The following is a 19,640-nucleotide window of genomic DNA, read 5'->3' as shown; positions in this document are numbered from 1 at the left end:
GCCAGCTCCTATTCAGCAGCCACGCGCACGGGCGCCGGCTTGAAGTCGTCGGGGAAATGGGTGATCGAGCTCATGACCGGGTAAGGCGTGAAGCCGCCCAGCGCACAGAGCGAGCCGAACTTCATCGTGTTGCAGAGGTCGGTGACCAGAGCGAGGTTCTTCTCCGGCTCGATGCCCGCGGCGAGCTTGTCGATGGTCTCGACACCGCGCGTCGAGCCGATGCGGCAGGGCGTGCACTTGCCGCAACTTTCGATGGCGCAGAACTCCATCGCGAAGCGTGCCTGTTTCAGCATGTCGGCAGTGTCGTCGAACACCACGATGCCGGCATGGCCGATCAGCCCGTCCTTGGCCGCGAAGGCTTCATAATCGAACGGCGTGTCGAACAGGGCGCGCGGGAAATAGGCGCCGAGCGGTCCGCCGACCTGCACCGCCTTGACCGGGCGTCCCGTCGTCGTGCCGCCGCCGATGTCGTCGACGATCTCGCCCAGCGTCATGCCGAAGGCCGCTTCGAACAGGCCGCCATACCTGATGTTGCCGGCGATCTGGATCGGGATCGTGCCGCGCGAGCGGCCCATGCCGAAATCCTTGTAGAAGGCTGCACCCTTGTCCATGATGACGGGCACCGTGGCCAGCGAGATGACGTTGTTGATCACCGTCGGCTTGCCGAACAGCCCCTTGTGCGCCGGCAGCGGCGGCTTTGCCCGTACCATGCCGCGCTTGCCTTCGAGCGAGTCAAGCAGCGCCGTCTCCTCGCCGCAGACATAGGCGCCTGCGCCGACCCTGATCTCCATGTCGAAAGCGTAGGGTGAGCCCAACACGCTGGCGCCAAGCACGCCGGCCTTGCGGGCAACCTCGACGGCTTTGTTCATCATCGCCACCGCATGCGGATATTCCGAGCGGACGTAGACAAAGCCTTTGGTCGCACCCGTGGCGATTCCGGCGATCGTCATGCCTTCGATCAGCACGAAGGGGTCACCCTCCATGATCATGCGGTCGGCGAAGGTACCCGAGTCGCCTTCGTCGGCGTTGCAGACGATGTATTTACGGTCGCCGACGGTATCGAGCACCGTCTTCCATTTGATGCCGGTCGGGAAACCCGCGCCGCCGCGCCCGCGCAGTCCGGATTCGGTGACTTGGGCGACAATGGCGGCGGGCGTCAATGCCAACGCGTTCGTCAGCCCGTTCAAACCGCCATGCTTCTTGTAGGATTCGAGTGACAGCGGATCGATGACGCCGCAACGCGCGAAGGTCAGCCGCGTCTGCTTGGCCAGGAAGGGGATTTTGTCCGGCGCGCCCAGCCAGCGCTTGTGAGGGCCGCCGGTGAGGAAGCCGCTGTCGAACAGGCTTTTGACGTCGGATGGCTTGACCGGGCCATAGGCGACGCGGCCATTGGCGGTCGCAACTTCGACCATCGGTTCGAGGAAATAAGCGCCGCGCGAGCCGTTGCGCACGATCTTGGCCTCGATGCCGCGCTCCGCCAGTTCACCGGCGATCGCCTTGGCGACCTTTTCGGCGCCAAGCGCCAGTGCGCCGGAATCGGCGGGAATGTAGATACGCGGGATCATGAGCGCACCTCGGCAACGATCTCGTCGAGCTTCTCGTCATCGAGCCGCCCGATCACTTCGCCATCGAGCATGGCGGCGGGCGAACAGGCGCACAGGCCGAGACAATAGACCGGCTCCAGCGTCACCGAACCGTCGCGGGTCGTCTCGTGGAAGCCTATGCCCAGCAACTGCTTCAGTTTGGCGGCGATGGCGTCGGAACCCATCGACTGGCAGGATTCTGCCTGGCAGACCTTCAGCACATGCCGGCCGGCCGGATGGCTGCGGTAATCGTGATAGAAGGTGACGACGCCGTGCACCTCGGCCCTGGAGATGTTCAGCGCCTCGGCGATGACTGGCAGCGCATCCTGCGGCACATGGCCGAACTCATCCTGGATGCCGTGCAGGATCGGCAGCAGCGGGCCTTCGAGGCCTTTCAGCTCCTGGATGATCGCGGTCGTGCGCGATGTGATCTCGGTACTTGCAGGCTGCATTGGCATGCAGCGCCCTCCCTGGTCGATAGCTTTTATCGCTAAGTCTTTACAAAATCAGAGGAAACCCTCGGAATCAATAAAGCTGTTTCGTTGCTCGATAGAAATCTTCTATCAAGCTCGGTCAGCCGCTATTGTCTAGCCTAGCGGCGGGCGTGGAAATCGTCCGCCAGCGCCATCGCCTCGTCCAGCAGCGCCGAGACCAGTGGCGTGTGCGGCTCGCGCGGCGCAGCCACTAGGCCGACCGTGTGGCTGGCGTCCGGCTCGACGATCGGAATGGCCCGGATTGGTTCGGAAAAGCCGAATGTTTCCGCCAGGTTGAGCGGCATGATCGATGACCATTTGCCGGTGCGGATGTGCGAAAACAGTACGATCATCGAATTGGATTCGAGTGTCGGCCGCACCTGCACCCCGGCCTCGGCCAGGTGCTGGTCGATGATGCGGCGGTTCTGCATGTCCGGCGTCAGCAGGCAGAGCGGCAGGCTGCTAAGCTCTGCCCATGTCACTTTGTCGCGGTCAGAATAGGGATTCCCCACCGCGGTGATCAGTTGATAGCGCTCGTCATAGAGCGGCACGCTGGTGACGCGCCCCAGCGGCTCGTTGTCGAGATAGGTGATGCCGGCATCGATGTCGAAATTGCCGAGCAGCGACAGCACTTCGATCGAGGTCCGCGACAGCACCGAAAAGGTCACGCCGGGATGTTTTGCCCGAAAGGGGGTTGTCAGCCGCGCCACCATGGCCAGGGCGGTCGGAATTGCGGCAATGCGGATGCGACCAGACAGGCCGTGGCGCGCCGCCCGCATCTCTTCTCTCATGGTGCGGGTGTCGCCGACGATGCGACGCGCCCAGACCAATACCTGCTTGCCTTCGGGCGTCAGCCCCTGGAAGCGCGAGCCGCGCAGCACCAGCATCACGCCGAGCTGGCCCTCGAGCTGCTTGATGCCGGCCGACAGCGTCGGCTGGGTAACCCCGCACACTTCCGCCGCCCGGCCGAAATGCTCTTCCCTGGCCAGTGCGATGAAGAATTCCAGCTTGTCGATCATGGGCGGAAGCTAGAGCATTTTGGCGTCCGCATAAATGCAGCAGAACAAACGGTTAGAGCGAGCCAACGGCTCGGTCAGGAGTGCCTGTTCCGAATCATGCGCCCGCCGCCTCTCCGAAAAATGCGCAATAGCCTATTTGTCGACGAGGTTCAGGATGTTGCCGTCGGGATCCTTGAACCATGCGACCTTCATGCCGTAGCCGACATGCACGTCGCCCTCCAGCGTCAGGCCGGGCATCTCATAGTGCTCGAATGCGACACCCTTCGACCTCAACGACTTGACGATGGTCCCGATCTCGTCGCCGACCGTCCAGGTCACTGCCGTCGCCTTGTTGGTGCCTGCGAACTGCGAATGATAGACATTGATAAGCGTGTCGCCGCTTTTGTAGACGATCAGTTCGCCACCCATATCATCCACCTGCTTGAGGCCGAGCGTCCCTTCATAAAAGGCCTTTGCCCTGGCCAGGTCTTTCACCGCCACATTGGCCGTTGCGTTTCTGTTTGCGAGCATGATCGTCTCCTTCCCTGATTGCCCATCTCGATTGATTGCTCATGTCGATCCTTGAAATAGATCAGAGGGGCCGTTTGGCGATCGCCGGTTCGCAAAATGCCGGCTGCTCCGACACCGCCCGTCGTTTTTGCGGGCACACCAAGGCAGCTATTGCTCCACGGCTTGGTTCTGTCCGGAAACTGCACTATCTCAGGCCAAAGCTTGCATAAGGAAGAACTGATGTCCGTCACCAAGGAAATCGTCACCGAGCGCCTGAAGACGGTCAATGGCCCGGATTTCACCGGCAACATCGTTGACCTTGGCATGGTTTCCGAGATTTTCATCGCCGATTCCAAGGTCTTCTTCTCGATCACCGTTCCCGCCGCCCGCGCTCAGGAGATGGAACCGCTGCGGGCTGCTGCCGAGCGCGTCGTCAAGGCTATTCCCGGCGTTGCCGGTGCCGTCGTTGCACTGACGGCGGAAAAGAAAGGCGGCGGCATGGAAGCGCCGGTTCCATCACGACCTGCACCCAGGCCAGCGCCGCCGGCTCCCACCGCGCCGCGTGCCGCTCCCCACGCTCCGGCTTCGCACAGCCAGGGCAGGCGTGGCGTTCCTGGCATCGAAGCGATCATCGCCGTCGCTTCCGGCAAGGGTGGTGTCGGCAAGTCGACCACGGCCGTCAACATCGCTCTTGGCCTTGCCGCCAATGGTTTGCGCGTCGGCGTGCTCGACGCCGACATCTATGGCCCGTCCATGCCGCGCCTGCTCAACATCCATGGCCGGCCGCAGACCGTCGACGGCAAGATCCTGAAACCGATGGAGAATTACGGGCTTAAAGTGATGTCGATGGGCTTCCTCGTCGATGAGGAGACACCGATGATCTGGCGCGGTCCGATGGTGATGTCGGCGCTGACGCAGATGCTGCGCGAGGTCGAATGGGGCCGGCTCGACGTGCTCGTCGTCGACATGCCGCCAGGCACCGGCGACGCACAACTGACCATGGCCCAGCAAGTCCCATTGGCCGGCGCCGTCATCGTCTCGACGCCGCAGGATCTGGCGCTGATCGATGCACGCAAGGGCCTGAACATGTTCAAGAAGGTCGACGTGCCGCTGCTCGGCATCGTCGAGAACATGAGCTATTTCATCGCTCCCGATACCGGCAAACGCTACGACATCTTCGGCCATGGCGGCGCGCGCCGCGAAGCCGAGCGTCTGGGCGTCACCTTCCTTGGCGAAGTGCCGCTCGAGATGGGCATTCGCGAAAGCTCGGATGCCGGTACGCCGGTGGTTGTCTCGAAGCCCGACGGCGCCGAGGCAAGGATCTACAGGGATATCGCTTCGAAGGTTTGGGACCGGATCAACGAAGAGCGTGGTGCGGCCGCCGACGCGGTGCCGAACATCGTGTTCGAGTAGTTTTTCGTTCGGTAGGCGCCGCCCCTCATTGTCCTGCAGGACATTTCTCCCCGGATAGTGACGGGGAGAAAGACACCGTCCTTGATGATTTCGCCAATCAGCGCGGGAGGAAGGGCGCCGACGTTGCGGCCAGTTCGCTTCTCCCCGTCACTATACGGGGAGAAGGTGCCGGCAGGCGGATGAGGGGCAGCGCTGGCCCCAGAGAAGCCAGGCGTCGTTCGAGCGAGGACGTAACCTAAGCCGCGCCAACCTTCTCGCCGAAGCTTGAAAAAAACTGTCCGGCCAGTTTCTTCGAGGTCGATTCTATCAGCCGGCTGCCGAGCTGCGCGATCTTGCCGCCGACATCGGCCTTGGCCGCGTATTTCAGCACCGTGGTATCCGGCCCATCCTCTGTCAGCGTCACGTCGGCGCCGCCCTTGGCAAAGCCGGCGATGCCGCCCTTGCCTTCGCCCTGGATGGTGTAGGAATGTGGCGGCTTGAGATTCTTGAGCGTCACCTCGCCGTTGAACGTCGCCTTGATCGGCCCGATCTTCACCACCACGGTCGCCGCCATCTCGGTCGGCGACTTCATCTCCAGGCTCTGGCAGCCGGGAATCGTCGCCTTCAAGACCTCGGGATCGTTCAGCGCTTCCCACACCTTTTGCAGGGGCGCGGCAATGCGCTCCTCGCCTTCGATCACCAAAGCCATGAAAACCTCCCTGACACGATTGATCGAAGCCGTAACGCACGGCTGCATGCATGTCTATCGCACCAAAGTCCGGATGCGACCCTGCGCCCTCTTGCCTGCTCCCGCGCGTTGCCATATCGATTTGTCTTACAAATACGGAGACCACGATGGCAGGCGCCCCCACCAGGAAGAAAAAATTTCGCTCGCAGGAGTGGTTCGACAATCCCGACAATCCGGGCATGACGGCGCTCTACCTGGAGCGCTACCTGAATTACGGCCTGACTCGGGCCGAACTGATGTCCGGCAAGCCGCTGATCGGCATCGCTCAGACCGGTTCGGATCTCTCGCCCTGCAACCGGCATCATATCGAGCTGGCCAAGCGCGTGCGCGAAGGCATCGTCTCGATGGGCGGCATTCCGTTCGAGTTCCCGTGCCATCCGATCCAGGAGACCGGTAAGCGGCCCACCGCCGCTCTTGACCGCAACCTTGCCTATCTCGGCCTAGTCGAGGTGCTGTACGGGTATCCGCTCGATGGCGTCGTGCTCACCATCGGCTGCGACAAGACAACGCCGGCCCTGCTGATGGCGGCAGCCACCGTCAACATCCCGGCGATCGCGCTGTCGGTCGGCCCGATGCTCAATGGCTGGCACAAGGGCAAGCGCACCGGCTCCGGCACCATCGTCTGGGAATCGCGCCAGCGCCTGTCGGCCGGCGAGATCGACTATGACGAGTTCATGGACATCGTCGCCTCTTCGGCGCCGTCCACCGGCTACTGCAACACCATGGGCACCGCCACGACGATGAACTCGCTGGCGGAGGCGCTTGGCATGCAATTGCCGGGCTCGGCCGCCATCCCCGCACCTTACCGCGAGCGCGGCCAGATCGCCTACGAGACCGGCAAACGTATCGTCGACATGGTGCATGAAGACCTCAAGCCGTCCGACATCATGACGAGAGAGGCTTTCGAGAACGCCATTGTCGTCAATTCGGCAATTGGCGGCTCGACCAACGCGCCTATCCATCTCAACGCTATCGCCCGCCATCTCGGCGTCAAGCTCGACAATGACGACTGGCAGACGGTCGGCCTCAATGTGCCGCTGCTGGTCAATCTGCAGCCGACGGGCGAATATCTGGGCGAGGATTACCATCATGCCGGCGGCGTGCCGGCGGTGATCGCTGAACTGATGAAGGGCGGACTGTTGCCGCATCCCGGTGCGCGCACGGTCAACGGCAAGTCTATCGGTGAGAATAGCGAGGGTGTCGCCAACGAGAACACCGACGTCATCCGCTCCGTTGCCGCGCCGCTGAAGGCCAATGCCGGCTTCATCAACCTCAAGGGCAATCTGTTCGATTCCGCGATCATGAAGACCAGCGGCATCTCGCCCGAATTCCGCGATCGCTATCTCTCCAATCCGAAGGATCCCGAGGCTTTCGAAGGCAACGCCATGGTCTTCGACGGGCCCGAGGACTACCACGCCCGCATCGACGATCCGGCGCAAGGCATCGATGAACACACGATCCTGTTCATGCGTGGCGCCGGCCCGATCGGCTATCCCGGCGGCGCCGAGGTCGTCAACATGCAGCCGCCGGCCTATCTGATCAAGAAGGGCATCCATGCGCTCGCCTGCATCGGTGACGGCCGCCAGTCCGGCACGTCGGGTTCGCCTTCGATCCTCAACGCCTCGCCGGAAGCCGCGATCGGCGGCGGGTTGGCGCTGCTCAAGACGGGCGACCGTGTCCGCATCGACCTGCGCAAAGGCACGGCCGACATCCTCGTCACCGACGACGAGATCACCCGGCGGCGTGCTGAACTGCAGAACAATGGCGGATATGACTATCCCAAGCACCAGACGCCCTGGCAGGAGATCCAGCGCGGTATGGTTGCGCAGTTTTCAGAGGGAATGGTGCTGAAGCCGGCGGTGAAATACCAGGATGTCGCGCACACCAGAGGTGTCCCCAGGGATAATCACTGAGCGACATCTGTTCGTAGATGCGTACATAAACGACAAATGGCGGCTTGATCCGGATCAGGCCGCCGCCATCCTTGACAAGCCTGCGCGATGCATCCACCATCATGGCAAGGGGTGTATCGCGACGACCCCGTGAGGCGTCAGCCCAACGTTCGCGTCCAAGCTTCTTTTTCCAGGAGGTGGACGCCATGCCGTCAACAACCGCTATCACCGTATCGCAATTATCCCGTCTGATCGGTCTGCCAGGCGCGCCTGTCATCATCGATGTCCGTATCGATGAAGACTTCGACGCCGATCCACGCCTTCTGCCGGCCTCGAGCCGGCGCGATTTCAAGACTGTTTCGACCTGGGCCGCCGAATTCGCCGGCAAGCCAGTGACGGTCGTTTGCCAGAAAGGGCTGAAACTCTCGCAAGGTGTCGCCGCATGGCTGCGCCATGAGGGCATTTCCGCCGAAAGCCTCGACGGTGGGTTCGAAGCCTGGCGCGATGCAAAGGGACTTCTGGTTCGCACCGACACCTTGCCCTCACGCGACGAAAAGGGGCGCACCGTGTGGGTGACACGAGCCCGCCCGAAGGTGGATCGCATCGCTTGCCCCTGGCTGATCCGGCGTTTCGTCGATCCCCATGCGATCTTTCTGTTTGTCGAGCCGGCCGAAGTTCTTGCCGTGGCCGATCGCTTCCAGGCAGTGCCTTCCGACATCGACGATGTGTTCTGGAGCCATCGCGGCGAACGCTGCACCTTCGACACGATGATTGAGGAGTTCGGGCTGGAATCCGAGGCGCTCGATCGCCTTGCCCTGATCGTGCGCGCGGCCGACACCGCAAGCCTCGATCTTGTTCCCCAGGCTGCCGGCTTCCTGGCGGCTTCGCTTGGCCTGTCGCGTATGTTTCGCGACGACCTGGAACAGCTGGACGCAGGCATGCTGCTCTACGATGCGTTCTTTCGTTGGTGTCGTGACGCCACTGAAGAAACGCACAACTGGCCCAGTACAGGCGCGGGCAAACCGTCATGAGCGCGCTCGAGTCGCAAGATACCGTGGTCCAGGGCCCGGCTGCGCCGACCTTCACCGAAGCCATGAAACTCTGGGCAAAAATCGGGTTGCTCAGCTTCGGCGGGCCGGCCGGGCAGATCGCATTGATGCACAAGGAACTGGTCGAGGAGCGGCGCTGGATCGGCGAGCAGCGTTTCCTGCACGCTCTGAACTATTGCATGCTGCTGCCTGGCCCCGAAGCCCAGCAACTCGCCATCTATGTCGGTTGGCTGCTGCACAGGACGATCGGCGGCCTTGTCGCCGGCATCCTGTTCGTGGTGCCGGGCGCGCTCGTCATGCTCGTCCTGAGCAGCCTCTACGTGCTCTATGGCGACGTGCCGCTCGTCGAGGCGCTGTTTTTCGGGGTGAAAGCGGCGGTGCTTGCCATTGTCATCGAGGCGGTGATCCGGATCGGACGGCGTGCCCTGAAGAACAGGGTCATGGTGTCGATCGCCGTCTCGGCTTTCATCGCCATCTATGCGTTGAATGTACCGTTCCCGCTCATCGTCCTGCTCGCGGGCCTAACGGGATGGCTGGGAAACCGCATTGCTCCGGCGCTGTTTTCCGGCTCGGCACATGGCAAGGACGGTATTGCGGATAGCAAGGGAGCGGTCGACCTGATGTTCGAGCGCGGCGAACTGGCCCACCTCAGGCCGACGAAATGGCATGCGCCGCGCACGATTGCGATCTGGCTGCCGATCTGGTTCGGGCCTGTTCTGCTGATCTGGTGGCTTACCGGCTCTGCAAGCGTCTGGACCGAGATCGGCCGGTTCTTCAGTCTCATGGCGGTCGTCACCTTCGGCGGCGCCTACGCGGTGCTCGCTTATGTCGCCCAGGCAGCCGTCCAGTCCTTCGGCTGGCTCGCTCCCGGTGAAATGGTCGACGGTTTGGGCCTTGCCGAAACGACGCCGGGTCCGCTCATCCTGGTGTTGCAGTTCGTTGGCTTCATCGCCGCGTTCCGCCATCCCGGCTCGCTGGACCCGCTGCTTGCCGGATCGCTGGGGGCGTTACTGACCCTGTGGGTTACGTTCACGCCCTGCTTCTTCTGGATATTCCTCGGTGCGCCCTATATCGAGGCCCTGCGCGGCAACAAGGCCTTATCGGCAGCACTTGGCGCGATCACCGCCGCTGTTGTCGGGGTGATCATGAATCTGGCTCTGTGGTTCGCCCTGCACGTCATTTTCCATGAGGTACACGCGCTGGGCCTCGGGGTGAATGTGCCGGTATTTTCGTCGATCGACTGGCGCGCGGCGCTGCTTTCCTGTGCCGCCATGATCGCTATCCTGAAGTTTAGAATCGGCATGCTGCCGACGCTTGCCGGATCAGCCCTGGCCGGTGTCTTGCTGTTGGCGGCAAGTGGCTGACATGCACAACGGCAAAGGCATAAAGCGCGTCGCGTGAACCCGTTTCAATGTGACGCGCTTTAGAGGTCACTGCCTTTGTATTCCGCTTGCGAACCACTTAAGTGGTTTGAAACGGATTGGAACATGATGGCGCCACGACGCTCTTCCCTTGGCTTCCTCGGAATGTTCGGCCGCTCGGGCGACTTGAGGCAGCTCGATGCGGCATTGCGTGGCGCCGACCTTCATCCCGCCCTCGTGCCGGAGGGCGTAAAACTGACAATCGTCAATCTGATGAAGGATCATTGGCCTGACGAGCCGCCCGGCCAAGCCTATGCAGACGTGGCGCGATTGTTCAGCTACTGCATCGCCGGACCGGAAGCCTTCGAACGATCCAACGGTCTTCAGAACAGGCTGGATGCAGAGCATCGGATCGAGGCCGCCCTTGAAACCGGCGACAGCTTGGATGCGCAAATCGTGCTGATGACGCTGCACGCCAAGCTGATCAATGCCGAAGTCGTCGAGCGCTATGGGCTGGTTGGCGACTGATTGTTCTGCGAGGGCCTACCCGCCCATGCTGCCGCGCGGCAGCTTGATCATCTCGCCAAAGCGGGCACGCAGCCTGTCGTCGATCAGCTTCGGCACATGGCGCGGAAAGCGCTCGGCGAGCACGCGCTTCTTCTCGATGATCGCCCGTTGCAGGATGTCGGGCCGGCCCTTCTCATTCCATTCCTTGGGCGAAAATCGGTCGCCCACGGCCGGATAGAAATACTCGGTCTGCATCAGCCGCAGCGTCTGCTCGTTGCCGAGATAATGGCCCGGTCCCTTCAGGCAGACATCGGCGATGGTCTCGATCGACAGCGCCTCGTCGGTCACCTCGATGCCGCGCACGCAGCGCAGGCAGTGGCCGAGCATGTCGTTGTCGATGATCAGGCTCTCCAGGCAGAAACCGAGCAGCGAGGCGTGCATGCCGGCCGATTCGTAGACCAGGTTGAGCCCGGCAAGGCCGGCCATCACATCGGTAATGCCCTTTTCATAGCCGGACTGGATGTCGGGCAGTTTCGAATCCGTCATGCCCGCGGCCGAGCCGCCCGGCAGGTCGTAATATTGCGCCATCTGTGCGCAGGCCGCGGTCAGCACCGCCTGCTCGGCTGAACCGCCAGACATGGCGCCGGTCCTGAGATCCGACACGAATGGCCAGGTGCCGAAGATCGCCGGATGCCCCGGCTTGATGGCGTTGACATACATGAGGCCGACCAGCACTTCGGCCACCGCCTGCACCACCGCACCGGCAATCGCCGCCGGGGCCGTGGCACCGGCCTGTCCGGCCGACAGCAAGAGGATCGGAATGCCACCTTCGACGCAGGCCTCTAGCACGCCGCAGGCGTCCTCGGCGAACTTCATCGGCGGCACGACAAAGCAGTTGGAGTTCGAGACGAACGGCCGGGCGCGGAAGTTCTCCTCGCCGCCGGCAATGGCATAGAGCATTTCGAGCGCCGGCTGCACATTCTCGCGCACCGTGAACGAGGTGCCGACATGCTTCGACGTGCCCATCACGCAGGCATATAGCGTGTTGAAATCCATATCGAGCGGGTCGGGAATGTCGCGCGGCACCATCGGGCGCTGGAAGAAATGGATGTTGTCGAGCCCCTCGACGAGGCGGGCGGCGTCATAGATGTCCTGCAGCAGCGACTCGCGGTATTCGCGCTTTTCGACATCGACCAGATGCACGGCGGCGCCCGCCGTGCCGTAATGCACGCGCTTGCCCTTGATCAGCATGTCGTGCTTGGGGTCCTGGCCGTGCAGCGTGAAATGCCGCGCCGCTTTCTTGATCGTGTCGAGCACGAGCGCGCGGGGGAAGCGGATGCGGCCGTCATCGCCATAGCTGGCGCCGGCCTTAGTCAGGGCATCGATGCAGGAGGGTATGGCATTGGCGAAGCCAACCGTTTCCAGGAGCGTCAGCACGGCTTCGTGGATGCGTTCCTGGTCGTTCTCCGTCAGCGGCCCGTAGCTGCCGCCTTCGAGGCCGGCGCGCACCGGCTTGATGTCGTCGGCCAACGGTGCTGCCCGCATAGCGCGGCGCGCTTCGCGCCCGCCGGAGCGGCGCGAACGTTGATCCGCCGCCGCGTCCTGCTTTTCAAGAACTGACATGGAGACACTCCACCTTTCCGAGAAGCAGAGCGCGGCGGTTGGTCCACCATCGGCTGCTTCTTCCCCTTTGTGCTCCGACTATGCCGCCGGCATTGGCCCAGCCTATGAGCCAGACGGTCCGGCTGCATATGCCAGGGCTAATGGAGCCGGAGCCACGCTGTGCGGCTCCGGCAAGGGGGTCGCGCGGAGGATCAGGCGGCGGCCGGCCTGCGTCCGGCGGCGGTGGCCAGTTCGCGGATGCCTGGCTCGATGTGCTGCAGCGCGATCGAGGAAATGCCCAGCCGCATGAAACGCGAAGGCTTTTCAGTGCGATCGAAGAAACGATCGCCTGGCTCGATGATGACGCTGCGCGAGGCGGCTGCCTCGGCCAGTCCGCGCGAATCGGTGCCGCGCGGCCCTTCAAGCCACAGCGATGTGCCGCCGGCCGAATCGGTCGAACGCCATTCCGGCAGGAAAGCGGAAATCGCATGGACCAGGCGCTTGCGCCGCTCGTCGAAGGCGCTCGACAGCCGCCGCACAAGTGCCTCGTGATGGCCGAGCGACAGGAACAGCGCGACGGCGCGCTGGTTGTTGGCAGGCGGATGGCGCAGCATGAAGCGGCGCAGCGCCCGGAGTTCCGAGATCAGTCCGGCCGAGGCGACGATGTAGCCGAGCCGCAGGCCTGGAGCCAGCGTCTTCGACATCGAGCCGACATAGACGACGCGGCCGGAGCGGTCGAGGCTCTTCAATGCCTGCTGCGGCGCCTCGTCGAGAAGCTGGCTGTCGTAGCCATCCTCGATGATGATCTGGTTGTAGCGGTTGGCCCGCGCCAGGAGATCCTGCCGCCGTTCCGCCGACAGCGGCACCATGGTCGGGCAATGATGGCTGGGTGTGACGAACACGAACCCGGAATCATTGGGAATAGAAGCGGTTACAATGCCGAACTGGTCGACCGGCACCGGCTGGATGTCGGCGCCCGCAAGGCGGAAGATCGAGCGTGCGTCGGGATAGCCGGGGTCCTCCATCGCCACCTTGGAGCCCTTGCCCATCAACAGCGTCGCCAGCATGTAGAGCGCGTTCTGGGCGCCCAGCGTGACGATGATTTCGTCGGGATTGGCGAAGATGCCGCGCCGCGGCAACAGCCGCGCCTGGATCTGTTCGATCAGCAACGGATCGTCGCGATCGACCATGTCGGACGCCCAGTTGCGGATTTCGAGCACGGCAAGCGCCATGCGGTTGCACTCGCGCCACTCGGCGGTCGGGAACAGCGCCGGGTCGAACTGGCCGTAGACGAAGGGGTAGGACGACTTGATCCAGTTCTCGTGCTTGGCCGGCGGCGGCATGTCGCTTGCGGCGATCTTGCGGCGTGCCTTCCAGTCGATCTCGTTGGCCTGGTCGGGCGCCTTCTGATGCGGCTTGGCTGGTGTCGCCAACACATCGGGATTGACGAAATGGCCGCGCCGTTCGCGTGCCACCAGGAAGCCTTGGTCGACGAGCTGCTGGAAGGCCAGCACCACGGTTCCGCGCGCCACGCCGAGCTTTTCGGCCAGGATCCGGCAAGAGGGGAGCGGCATCGAAGCGGCGATCTGGCGGTCGAGAATGGCGGCCACGATGGCTTGGCGGATCTGTGCCTGCAGGGTCTGGCCGGATTCGGCCGAAATCCGGAACAGGCCGGACCATATCGCCGTGTCGTTTCGCTGTGGCATGGAAGATGTTCCTCGATGGCCAGCTTTTTTCGCTTGGCTGGACCAGTCGAATGTAACGGTGGCACAAGGGGTTGCGCCAATCAATTTTTCTGATCGTTGGGATTTATGCCAGTGATCCTTCGGCGGAAAATCCGGCACTCCGCCCACCCTCGGGACGCGCCTGCATCGTCGCCGCGTGACGATTCGCGTCATCGCCGCGTATTGACCGTACAGAATTCGGCTCACTAGTTTTGGCGCGACGACACGCGCCGGAAACATCCGGTCTGATATGGTGCGTCGAAAACGCCAGGAGTCCCGCCAGTGGATCAGTCAGCCTTCCAGAAACAGCTCGCAGCCTTGCGCGATCATCGCGCCGCGGCGCCAGCCAGCATGCGCCAGGCCTTCGCCGCCGATCCGCAGCGGTTCAAGACATTCTCCGCCACCGACGGCGACCTGTTGCTCGACTGGTCGAAATGCGCGGTCGACGCGCTCACCATGGACCTGCTGGAGAAACTTGCCAGGGCAGCCGATCTCGAAGGCCGCCGGGCGGCGATGTTCGCCGGCAAGAAGATCAACGTCACCGAAAACCGTGCCGTGCTGCACACTGCGCTGCGCAACCTGACCGGCAAGGGCGTCACTGTCGATGGCCAGGACGTCAAGGCGGACGTCACTGCCGTGCTCGACGCGATGGGCGCCTTTGCCGATGCCGTGCGCTCCGGCAATGCAGCCGGCGCCACCGGCAAGAAAATCACCGACATCGTCAACATCGGCATCGGCGGTTCCGATCTCGGCCCGGCCATGGCGACGCTGGCGCTGGCCCCCTATCATGACGGGCCGCGCGCGCACTATGTCTCCAACATCGACGGCGCCCATATCCACGACACGCTGAAGGGCCTGTCGGCCGAAACCACGCTTTTCATCATCGCCTCCAAGACCTTTACCACCGTCGAGACGATGACCAATGCCGAGACGGCGCGCAAATGGGTGCAGAAGGCGCTCGGCAAGGAAGCCGTCGGCAAGCATTTCGCCGCCGTCTCGACCGCGCTCGAGCTGGTGGCCAAGTTCGGCATCGAATCGGATCGCGTCTTCGGCTTCTGGGACTGGGTCGGCGGCCGCTATTCGGTCTGGGGGGCGATCGGCCTGCCGGTGATGATCGCGGTTGGGCCGCGGAATTTTCGCGCCTTCCTCGATGGCGCGCACGAGATGGACGAGCATTTCCGCACGGCGCCGGTGCAGGACAACCTGCCGGCCCTTTTGGGGCTGGTCGGCTGGTGGCATCGCGTGATCTGCGGATATCCCGCACGCGCCGTCATTCCCTATGACCAGCGCCTGTCCAGGCTGCCGGCCTATCTGCAGCAGCTCGACATGGAATCAAACGGCAAGAGCGTCACCCTCGAAGGCGTTGCGGTGACGACGCCGACCGGACCGCTGGTCTGGGGCGAGCCTGGCACCAACGGCCAGCATGCCTTCTTCCAGCTGCTGCATCAGGGCACCGATTTCATCCCGGTCGAATTCCTCGCCGCGGCCGTCGGCCACGAGCCGGACCTCAAGCATCAGCATGATCTGCTGCTCGCCAACTGCCTGGCGCAGTCGGAAGCGTTGATGAAGGGCCGCACGCTGGAGGAGGCGCGCGCCCAGATGCTGGCCAAGGGCATGAAGCCGGCCGAGGTCGACAAGATCGCCCCGCACCGCGTCTTCTCCGGCAACCGGCCCTCGATGACCATCCTCTACCGCAAGCTCGACCCGCGCACCTTCGGCCGGCTGATCGCGCTCTACGAGCATCGCGTCTTCGTCGAAGGCACTTTGTTCAGCATCAATTCCTTCGACCAGTGGGGCGTCGAGCTCGGCAAGGAACTGGCCACCGGCCTCTTGCCTGTCGTGGAGGGCAAGGAAAGTGCCGCGAAGCGGGATGCATCGACCGCTGGCCTGGTGGGATACATCCAGCATTTGCGTGGTTCGGAGTGAGCAGTTTGGCAGACATCAAGGGCATATTGTTCGACAAGGACGGGACGCTTGTCGACTTCAACGCGACCTGGCTCGGCATTGCCGACTTCATGGCCATGGATGCCGCCGAGGGCGATCGCTGGAAGGCCGACAGGCTGCTTTCGGCGGCGGGTTTCGATTTCGTCAACAAGCGGTTCAGGCCCGATTCGATCTTTGCCTCGGGCACCAACATGGATGTCGTCGAACTGTGGTTCCCGCGCCTGTCCGACGAGGACCAGATGCTTGCGGTCGCCCGCTTCAACGAGATCACGTCCGTGCAAGGCTCGTCGATGGCGGTGGCGCTGCCCGGCATCGTCGAAACGCTGACAGTGCTGCACAAGCGATCCTACCGGCTCGGCGTCGCTACCAACGATTCAACCAGCGGCGCGGAGAAGACGATGGTCACGCTTGGCGTCGCCCAGCTCTTCGACGCTGCCTATGGCTATGACGCGGTGGCCAATCCGAAACCGGCGCCGGACACGATCTTCGCCTTCTGCGACCTGACCGGGCTGAAGCCGGCGCAGATCGCCATGGTCGGCGACAATCGCCACGACCTGGAGATGGCGCGAGCCGGCGGCTGCGGGCTGGCGGTCGGCGTGCTCTCCGGCACCGGCACACGTGAATCGCTGTCGTCGATCGCCGATATGGTGCTGGATTCGGTTGCCGATCTGCCGGATTTTCTGTCCGCGCGGGTCAAGGAAACGATCTAGCGGCCGGATATACCCTCCAAACGGAAGACACCGCTCTTCGGCGCGCTGTCTTTCGTCTGGCCGAAGTCCTGCACCTGGTATTCGGCAAGCAGGCGCAGCCGCGATCGCGGCAGGTAGGCGCGGCCCGGATCGCCAACAAGAACCTCGATACCGGCATCAAGGCAGCGGTCAAGGAAAGGCATGACGCGGTCGGCGACGTCCTGTCCATAAAAGACGTCGCCGGCGGTGACGACATCGACCGCAGGCGGCGATCCGCAGGTAATATCCTGCCCCATGACCGTCATCGCAACGCCGTTGGCCGCGGCGTTGAGGCCGATCGCGGCAACGCCGTTACGATCGATCTCCGCGGCGATCACCGCGCTCGCCCCGGCCTTGGCCGAAGCAATGCCGACAAGGCCCGAACCGGCGCCGAGGTCGAGCACGCGGCGACCGGCCACGGTTTGCGGATGGTCGAGTATATAGCGTGCAAGCACGGCGCCGCCGGCCCAGGCATAAGCCCAGTAGGGCGGCTGCGGATCGGGTCCATCCTCATCCGCCTCGGCTGTATCGTCATCATCGTCGAAGCTTTGCCGCGGATCGATAAGCCGCCTCAGGCCACTCCCCGGATGCGCGGTATAAATTCGGATCTCGGGAAGCGACGGCACCGGGGCGATGCGCATGTTCGCCCTGATGAACTCGGTCGGGTCAGGACGGCAAGGTGCATCCACGGCGCCAAGGCCGTCGGCTGCCGTCATTCGCGCAGCGCCCGCCGCAGGATCTTGCCGACGGGCGTCTTCGGCAGCTCGGTCCTGAATTCGATGTATTTTGGCCGCTTGTAGCCGGTCAGGTTCTCGCGGCAATAGGCGGTGAGCGTCTCTGCGGTCAGCGCCGGGTCCTTCCTGACCACGAACAGCTTCGGCACTTCGCCCGAATGCTCGTCCGGCACGCCGATCGCCGCCACTTCGAGCACGCCCGGATGCATCGCCACGACTTCCTCGAGCTCGTTCGGATAGACGTTGAAGCCCGAGACCAGGATCATGTCCTTCTTGCGGTCGACGATCTTGGTGTAGCCACGCTCGTCCATGAAGCCCATGTCGCCGGATTTGAAATAGCCGTCCTTGGTCATCACCTTGGCGGTCTCATCCGGCCGGTTCCAGTAGCCCGCCATCACTTGCGGCCCCCGGATGCAGATTTCGCCGACCTCGCCGAGTGGCAGATTGTTGCCGTCGTCGTCGCGGATGGCGATCTCCGTCGACGGCAGCGGCAGGCCGATGGTGCCGGTGAAGTCGCTGGCGCTGAACTTGTTGGCGGTGGCCACCGGCGAGGTTTCCGACAGCCCGTAGCCTTCGGTCACCGGACAGCCGGTCAGGGCCTTCCAGCGTTCGGCGACGCCCTTCTGCACCGCCATGCCGCCGCCCAGCGTCAGCACCAGCGGCTTGAAGTCGAGCTTGCGGAAGTCCTCATTGTTGAGCAGGGCGTTGAACAGCGTGTTCAAGCCCGGAAAGATGTGGATCGGATATTTCTGCAGTTCCTTGACGAAGCCGGGAATATCGCGCGGGTTGGGAATGAGCACATTGCGCGCACCTTGCTGCATACCCATCAACGCGTTCACCGTCAGCGCGAAGATATGATAGAGCGGCAGGGCGCAGATAAAGTTCGGATGCGCCGGTTTCGGCTTGATCGTATAGGCGTCTTCCATCCACTGCGCGTTCTGCACGACATTGGCCAGCACGTTGCTGTGCAGCAGCGTTGCGCCCTTCGAGACGCCGGTGGTGCCGCCCGTATATTGCAGGAAGGCGACATCGTCGGCCGCCACCTTGGCTGGCTTGAAGCCCACGCCGACGCCGGCCTTGACGGCCGCGTTGAACTTGACATGGCCGGGCAGCGACCATGCCGGCACCATCTTCTTCACCCGGCGCACGACGAAATTGACGATCGTGCCCTTCAGTCCGCCGAGCATGTCTCCCATCGCGGCGACCACGACATGCTTGACCGCCGTTCTGGAGATGACCGCCTGCAAGGTGCTGGCGAAGTTCTCCAGGATGACGATGGCTTGTGCACCGGAATCCTTGAGCTGGTGCTCCAGTTCGCGCGGTGTGTAGAGCGGATTGATGTTCACCACGACATAGCCGGCGCGCAAGACGGCCATCATCGCCACCGGATATTGCAGCACGTTGGGCATCATCAGGGCGACGCGTGCGCCCTTTTGCAGTTCCTTCGATTGCAGGTATGCGCCGAAGGCCGCCGACAGCCGTTCGACATCGGCATAGCTGATGGACTTGTCCATGCAGGTAAAGGCGGGCTGGGCGGAAAATTGCTTGCAGGCGGCGACCAGGAAATCGCCGATCGAGCTGTAGGGCAAGGCGCCGATTTCAGCTGGTACGCTTTTCGGATAGCTTTTGAGCCATGGCTTTTCCGGCAGCCCGGCAGCCAGGGCCGTCAGCGCCTCCGGCAATCGCGAGGCCGCGGCCGGCTTCGCCGCCGGTGCGGCCTTCGCCGCTGCAGCCGTCGTCGCGGGCTTGGCGGCGGCGGGCTTAGCCGCGGACGCCGGCTTTCCGACGGCAGGCTGGGCCTTGGCCGCCGGCTTTGCACTTGCCTGCACCGGCACAGGTGCCGCCTTCGGCTTTGCCGCGGCGGCTTTGGCAACGGGCGCTTTCGGCTTGACTGCGCCGGCCGCTGCCTTGGCAGCCGTCTTGGCTTTCACCGACGCCGTCGTCTTTGATGCTTTTGCCACCCGTTCCTCCCTGGATAATTCTTGTTCGTCCGTGCCGCGCTCGCCCCCGAATTGACAGAGACGTCCCCCGGCTGCGGCCTGGGATGTCTTCTATGTATTGCCTCTATCGGCGGCGGTGCAAGTCTTGCCCCTGCGGCAAGGCGGCGAAAGATTTGCCGCCAAGAATCTCCCCTGCCGCCGATACTGCGAGCCGCTATCCTGCCGCACCCTCGGCCGGGCCAAGGCCCGCGCACGACCTGTATCGCCAGATCAGAGATCAATAAAAAAATGCGGTCGTTAACAATCCCGTGAATGGAAAAAACTGCTAATTTTTTCTGCCATTTAGCAAAATGGCGGATTTTTTTCCTGCTTCCCGAGGGGTAAGCAAACGGGGTGTTCCAAAGCCGGAAAAACGGTGCTTATATGCGGGCTTCGCGAGCCTGATAGAGGGGCTT

The 19,640-nt window shown here is 63.2% G+C and carries 16 protein-coding genes; 7 read left to right on the top strand and 9 right to left on the bottom strand.

Annotated features, from left to right (window positions below; all coding sequences use genetic code 11):
- Nucleotides 1–8: 8 nt before the first annotated feature.
- From AC1D2G_RS06670 to AC1D2G_RS06655, 4 genes are all read right to left on the bottom strand, one after another.
- Nucleotides 9–1,565, bottom strand: a complete 1,557-nt coding sequence (locus tag AC1D2G_RS06670; protein ID WP_477412811.1) for a formate dehydrogenase beta subunit — start codon at nt 1,563–1,565, stop codon at nt 9–11.
- The gene (locus AC1D2G_RS06665; RefSeq protein ID WP_477412809.1) at nt 1,562–2,041 is read right to left on the bottom strand and encodes a formate dehydrogenase subunit gamma; all 480 of its coding nucleotides are present in this window, start codon (nt 2,039–2,041) and stop codon (nt 1,562–1,564) included. The genes AC1D2G_RS06670 and AC1D2G_RS06665 overlap by 4 nt, the downstream gene beginning before the upstream one ends.
- A 134-nt stretch (nt 2,042–2,175) precedes the next feature.
- A complete protein-coding gene (locus tag AC1D2G_RS06660; RefSeq protein WP_095082623.1) occupies nt 2,176–3,075 on the bottom strand; it encodes a LysR family transcriptional regulator in 900 nt (299 codons plus the stop codon).
- A 132-nt stretch (nt 3,076–3,207) separates the two neighbouring features.
- Nucleotides 3,208–3,585 carry a VOC family protein gene (locus tag AC1D2G_RS06655; RefSeq protein ID WP_477412807.1) on the bottom strand — a complete coding sequence of 126 codons (378 nt, stop codon included), beginning with the start codon at nt 3,583–3,585 and terminating at the stop codon, nt 3,208–3,210.
- A gap of 216 nt (nt 3,586–3,801) precedes the next feature.
- On the opposite strand from AC1D2G_RS06655, the gene AC1D2G_RS06650 reads away from it, so the two are divergent.
- On the top strand, nt 3,802–4,977 hold the full coding sequence (locus AC1D2G_RS06650; protein ID WP_477413058.1) for an Mrp/NBP35 family ATP-binding protein: 1,176 nt from the start codon (nt 3,802–3,804) through the stop codon (nt 4,975–4,977).
- 235 nt (nt 4,978–5,212) lie between these two features.
- Here the strand turns inward: AC1D2G_RS06650 and AC1D2G_RS06645 are convergent, their stop codons facing one another.
- Nucleotides 5,213–5,665 (bottom strand): SRPBCC family protein, encoded by a 453-nt coding sequence (locus tag AC1D2G_RS06645; protein WP_184877311.1) that lies wholly within the window; start codon nt 5,663–5,665, stop codon nt 5,213–5,215.
- Nucleotides 5,666–5,811: 146 nt separating this feature from the next.
- Between AC1D2G_RS06645 and AC1D2G_RS06640 the strand changes: the two genes are divergently transcribed.
- The 4 genes from AC1D2G_RS06640 (at nt 5,812) to AC1D2G_RS06625 (ending at nt 10,534) form a co-directional block, all read left to right on the top strand.
- Nucleotides 5,812–7,617 (top strand): IlvD/Edd family dehydratase, encoded by a 1,806-nt coding sequence (locus AC1D2G_RS06640; RefSeq protein WP_477412805.1) that lies wholly within the window; start codon nt 5,812–5,814, stop codon nt 7,615–7,617.
- A gap of 185 nt (nt 7,618–7,802) precedes the next feature.
- A complete protein-coding gene (locus AC1D2G_RS06635) occupies nt 7,803–8,627 on the top strand; it encodes a chromate resistance protein ChrB domain-containing protein (RefSeq protein ID WP_477412803.1) in 825 nt (274 codons plus the stop codon).
- Nucleotides 8,624–10,009 carry a chromate efflux transporter gene (chrA, locus tag AC1D2G_RS06630; RefSeq protein ID WP_477304941.1) on the top strand — a complete coding sequence of 462 codons (1,386 nt, stop codon included), beginning with the start codon at nt 8,624–8,626 and terminating at the stop codon, nt 10,007–10,009. Before AC1D2G_RS06635 ends, chrA begins: the two co-directional genes overlap by 4 nt.
- Nucleotides 10,010–10,135: 126 nt before the next feature.
- Nucleotides 10,136–10,534, top strand: a complete 399-nt coding sequence (locus AC1D2G_RS06625; RefSeq protein WP_477305271.1) for a hypothetical protein — start codon at nt 10,136–10,138, stop codon at nt 10,532–10,534.
- Between the two features lie 15 nt (nt 10,535–10,549).
- On the opposite strand, the gene AC1D2G_RS06620 is transcribed toward AC1D2G_RS06625, so the two are convergent.
- On the bottom strand, nt 10,550–12,136 hold the full coding sequence (locus AC1D2G_RS06620; RefSeq protein ID WP_477412801.1) for a trimethylamine methyltransferase family protein: 1,587 nt from the start codon (nt 12,134–12,136) through the stop codon (nt 10,550–10,552).
- A 191-nt stretch (nt 12,137–12,327) separates the two neighbouring features.
- Entirely contained in the window at nt 12,328–13,821 is a 1,494-nt protein-coding gene (gene pdxR / locus AC1D2G_RS06615; protein WP_477412799.1) for a MocR-like pyridoxine biosynthesis transcription factor PdxR, read from the bottom strand.
- Between the two features lie 300 nt (nt 13,822–14,121).
- On the opposite strand from pdxR, the gene pgi reads away from it, so the two are divergent.
- The gene (gene pgi, locus AC1D2G_RS06610) at nt 14,122–15,765 is read left to right on the top strand and encodes a glucose-6-phosphate isomerase (protein ID WP_477412797.1); all 1,644 of its coding nucleotides are present in this window, start codon (nt 14,122–14,124) and stop codon (nt 15,763–15,765) included.
- Between the two features lie 5 nt (nt 15,766–15,770).
- Entirely contained in the window at nt 15,771–16,493 is a 723-nt protein-coding gene (locus tag AC1D2G_RS06605) for an HAD family hydrolase (RefSeq protein ID WP_477412795.1), read from the top strand.
- Here AC1D2G_RS06605 and AC1D2G_RS06600 read toward each other — a convergent pair.
- Together AC1D2G_RS06600 and AC1D2G_RS06595 are read right to left on the bottom strand one after the other, a co-directional pair.
- The gene (locus AC1D2G_RS06600) at nt 16,490–17,227 is read right to left on the bottom strand and encodes a class I SAM-dependent methyltransferase (RefSeq protein WP_477412793.1); all 738 of its coding nucleotides are present in this window, start codon (nt 17,225–17,227) and stop codon (nt 16,490–16,492) included. The two genes, AC1D2G_RS06605 and AC1D2G_RS06600, sit on opposite strands and share 4 nt — an antisense overlap.
- Nucleotides 17,224–19,206: a long-chain-fatty-acid--CoA ligase gene (locus AC1D2G_RS06595; RefSeq protein WP_477412791.1), complete on the bottom strand. Its 1,983-nt coding sequence runs from the start codon at nt 19,204–19,206 to the stop codon at nt 17,224–17,226. Before AC1D2G_RS06595 ends, AC1D2G_RS06600 begins: the two co-directional genes overlap by 4 nt.
- Nucleotides 19,207–19,640: the final 434 nt, after the last annotated feature.

It is taken from the genome of Mesorhizobium sp. P2_C7, from assembly GCF_056404515.1.
The sequence above is the reverse complement of the archived record's forward strand: the minus strand, read 5'-3'. Positions and strand labels throughout refer to the sequence as shown.

Excerpts from the sequence above, each read along its gene's own strand:
- AC1D2G_RS06670 (WP_477412811.1), bottom strand. The coding sequence starts at position 1,565 with ATGATCCCGCGTATCTACATTCCCGCCGATTCCGGCGCACTGGCGCTT.
- AC1D2G_RS06665 (WP_477412809.1), bottom strand. The coding sequence starts at position 2,041 with ATGCCAATGCAGCCTGCAAGTACCGAGATCACATCGCGCACGACCGCG.
- AC1D2G_RS06660 (WP_095082623.1), bottom strand. The coding sequence starts at position 3,075 with ATGATCGACAAGCTGGAATTCTTCATCGCACTGGCCAGGGAAGAGCAT.
- AC1D2G_RS06655 (WP_477412807.1), bottom strand. The coding sequence starts at position 3,585 with ATGCTCGCAAACAGAAACGCAACGGCCAATGTGGCGGTGAAAGACCTG.
- AC1D2G_RS06645 (WP_184877311.1), bottom strand. The coding sequence starts at position 5,665 with ATGGCTTTGGTGATCGAAGGCGAGGAGCGCATTGCCGCGCCCCTGCAA.
- AC1D2G_RS06640 (WP_477412805.1), top strand. The coding sequence starts at position 5,812 with ATGGCAGGCGCCCCCACCAGGAAGAAAAAATTTCGCTCGCAGGAGTGG.
- AC1D2G_RS06635 (WP_477412803.1), top strand. The coding sequence starts at position 7,803 with ATGCCGTCAACAACCGCTATCACCGTATCGCAATTATCCCGTCTGATC.
- chrA (WP_477304941.1), top strand. The coding sequence starts at position 8,624 with ATGAGCGCGCTCGAGTCGCAAGATACCGTGGTCCAGGGCCCGGCTGCG.
- AC1D2G_RS06625 (WP_477305271.1), top strand. The coding sequence starts at position 10,136 with ATGGCGCCACGACGCTCTTCCCTTGGCTTCCTCGGAATGTTCGGCCGC.
- AC1D2G_RS06620 (WP_477412801.1), bottom strand. The coding sequence starts at position 12,136 with ATGTCAGTTCTTGAAAAGCAGGACGCGGCGGCGGATCAACGTTCGCGC.
- pdxR (WP_477412799.1), bottom strand. The coding sequence starts at position 13,821 with ATGCCACAGCGAAACGACACGGCGATATGGTCCGGCCTGTTCCGGATT.
- AC1D2G_RS06600 (WP_477412793.1), bottom strand. The coding sequence starts at position 17,227 with ATGACGGCAGCCGACGGCCTTGGCGCCGTGGATGCACCTTGCCGTCCT.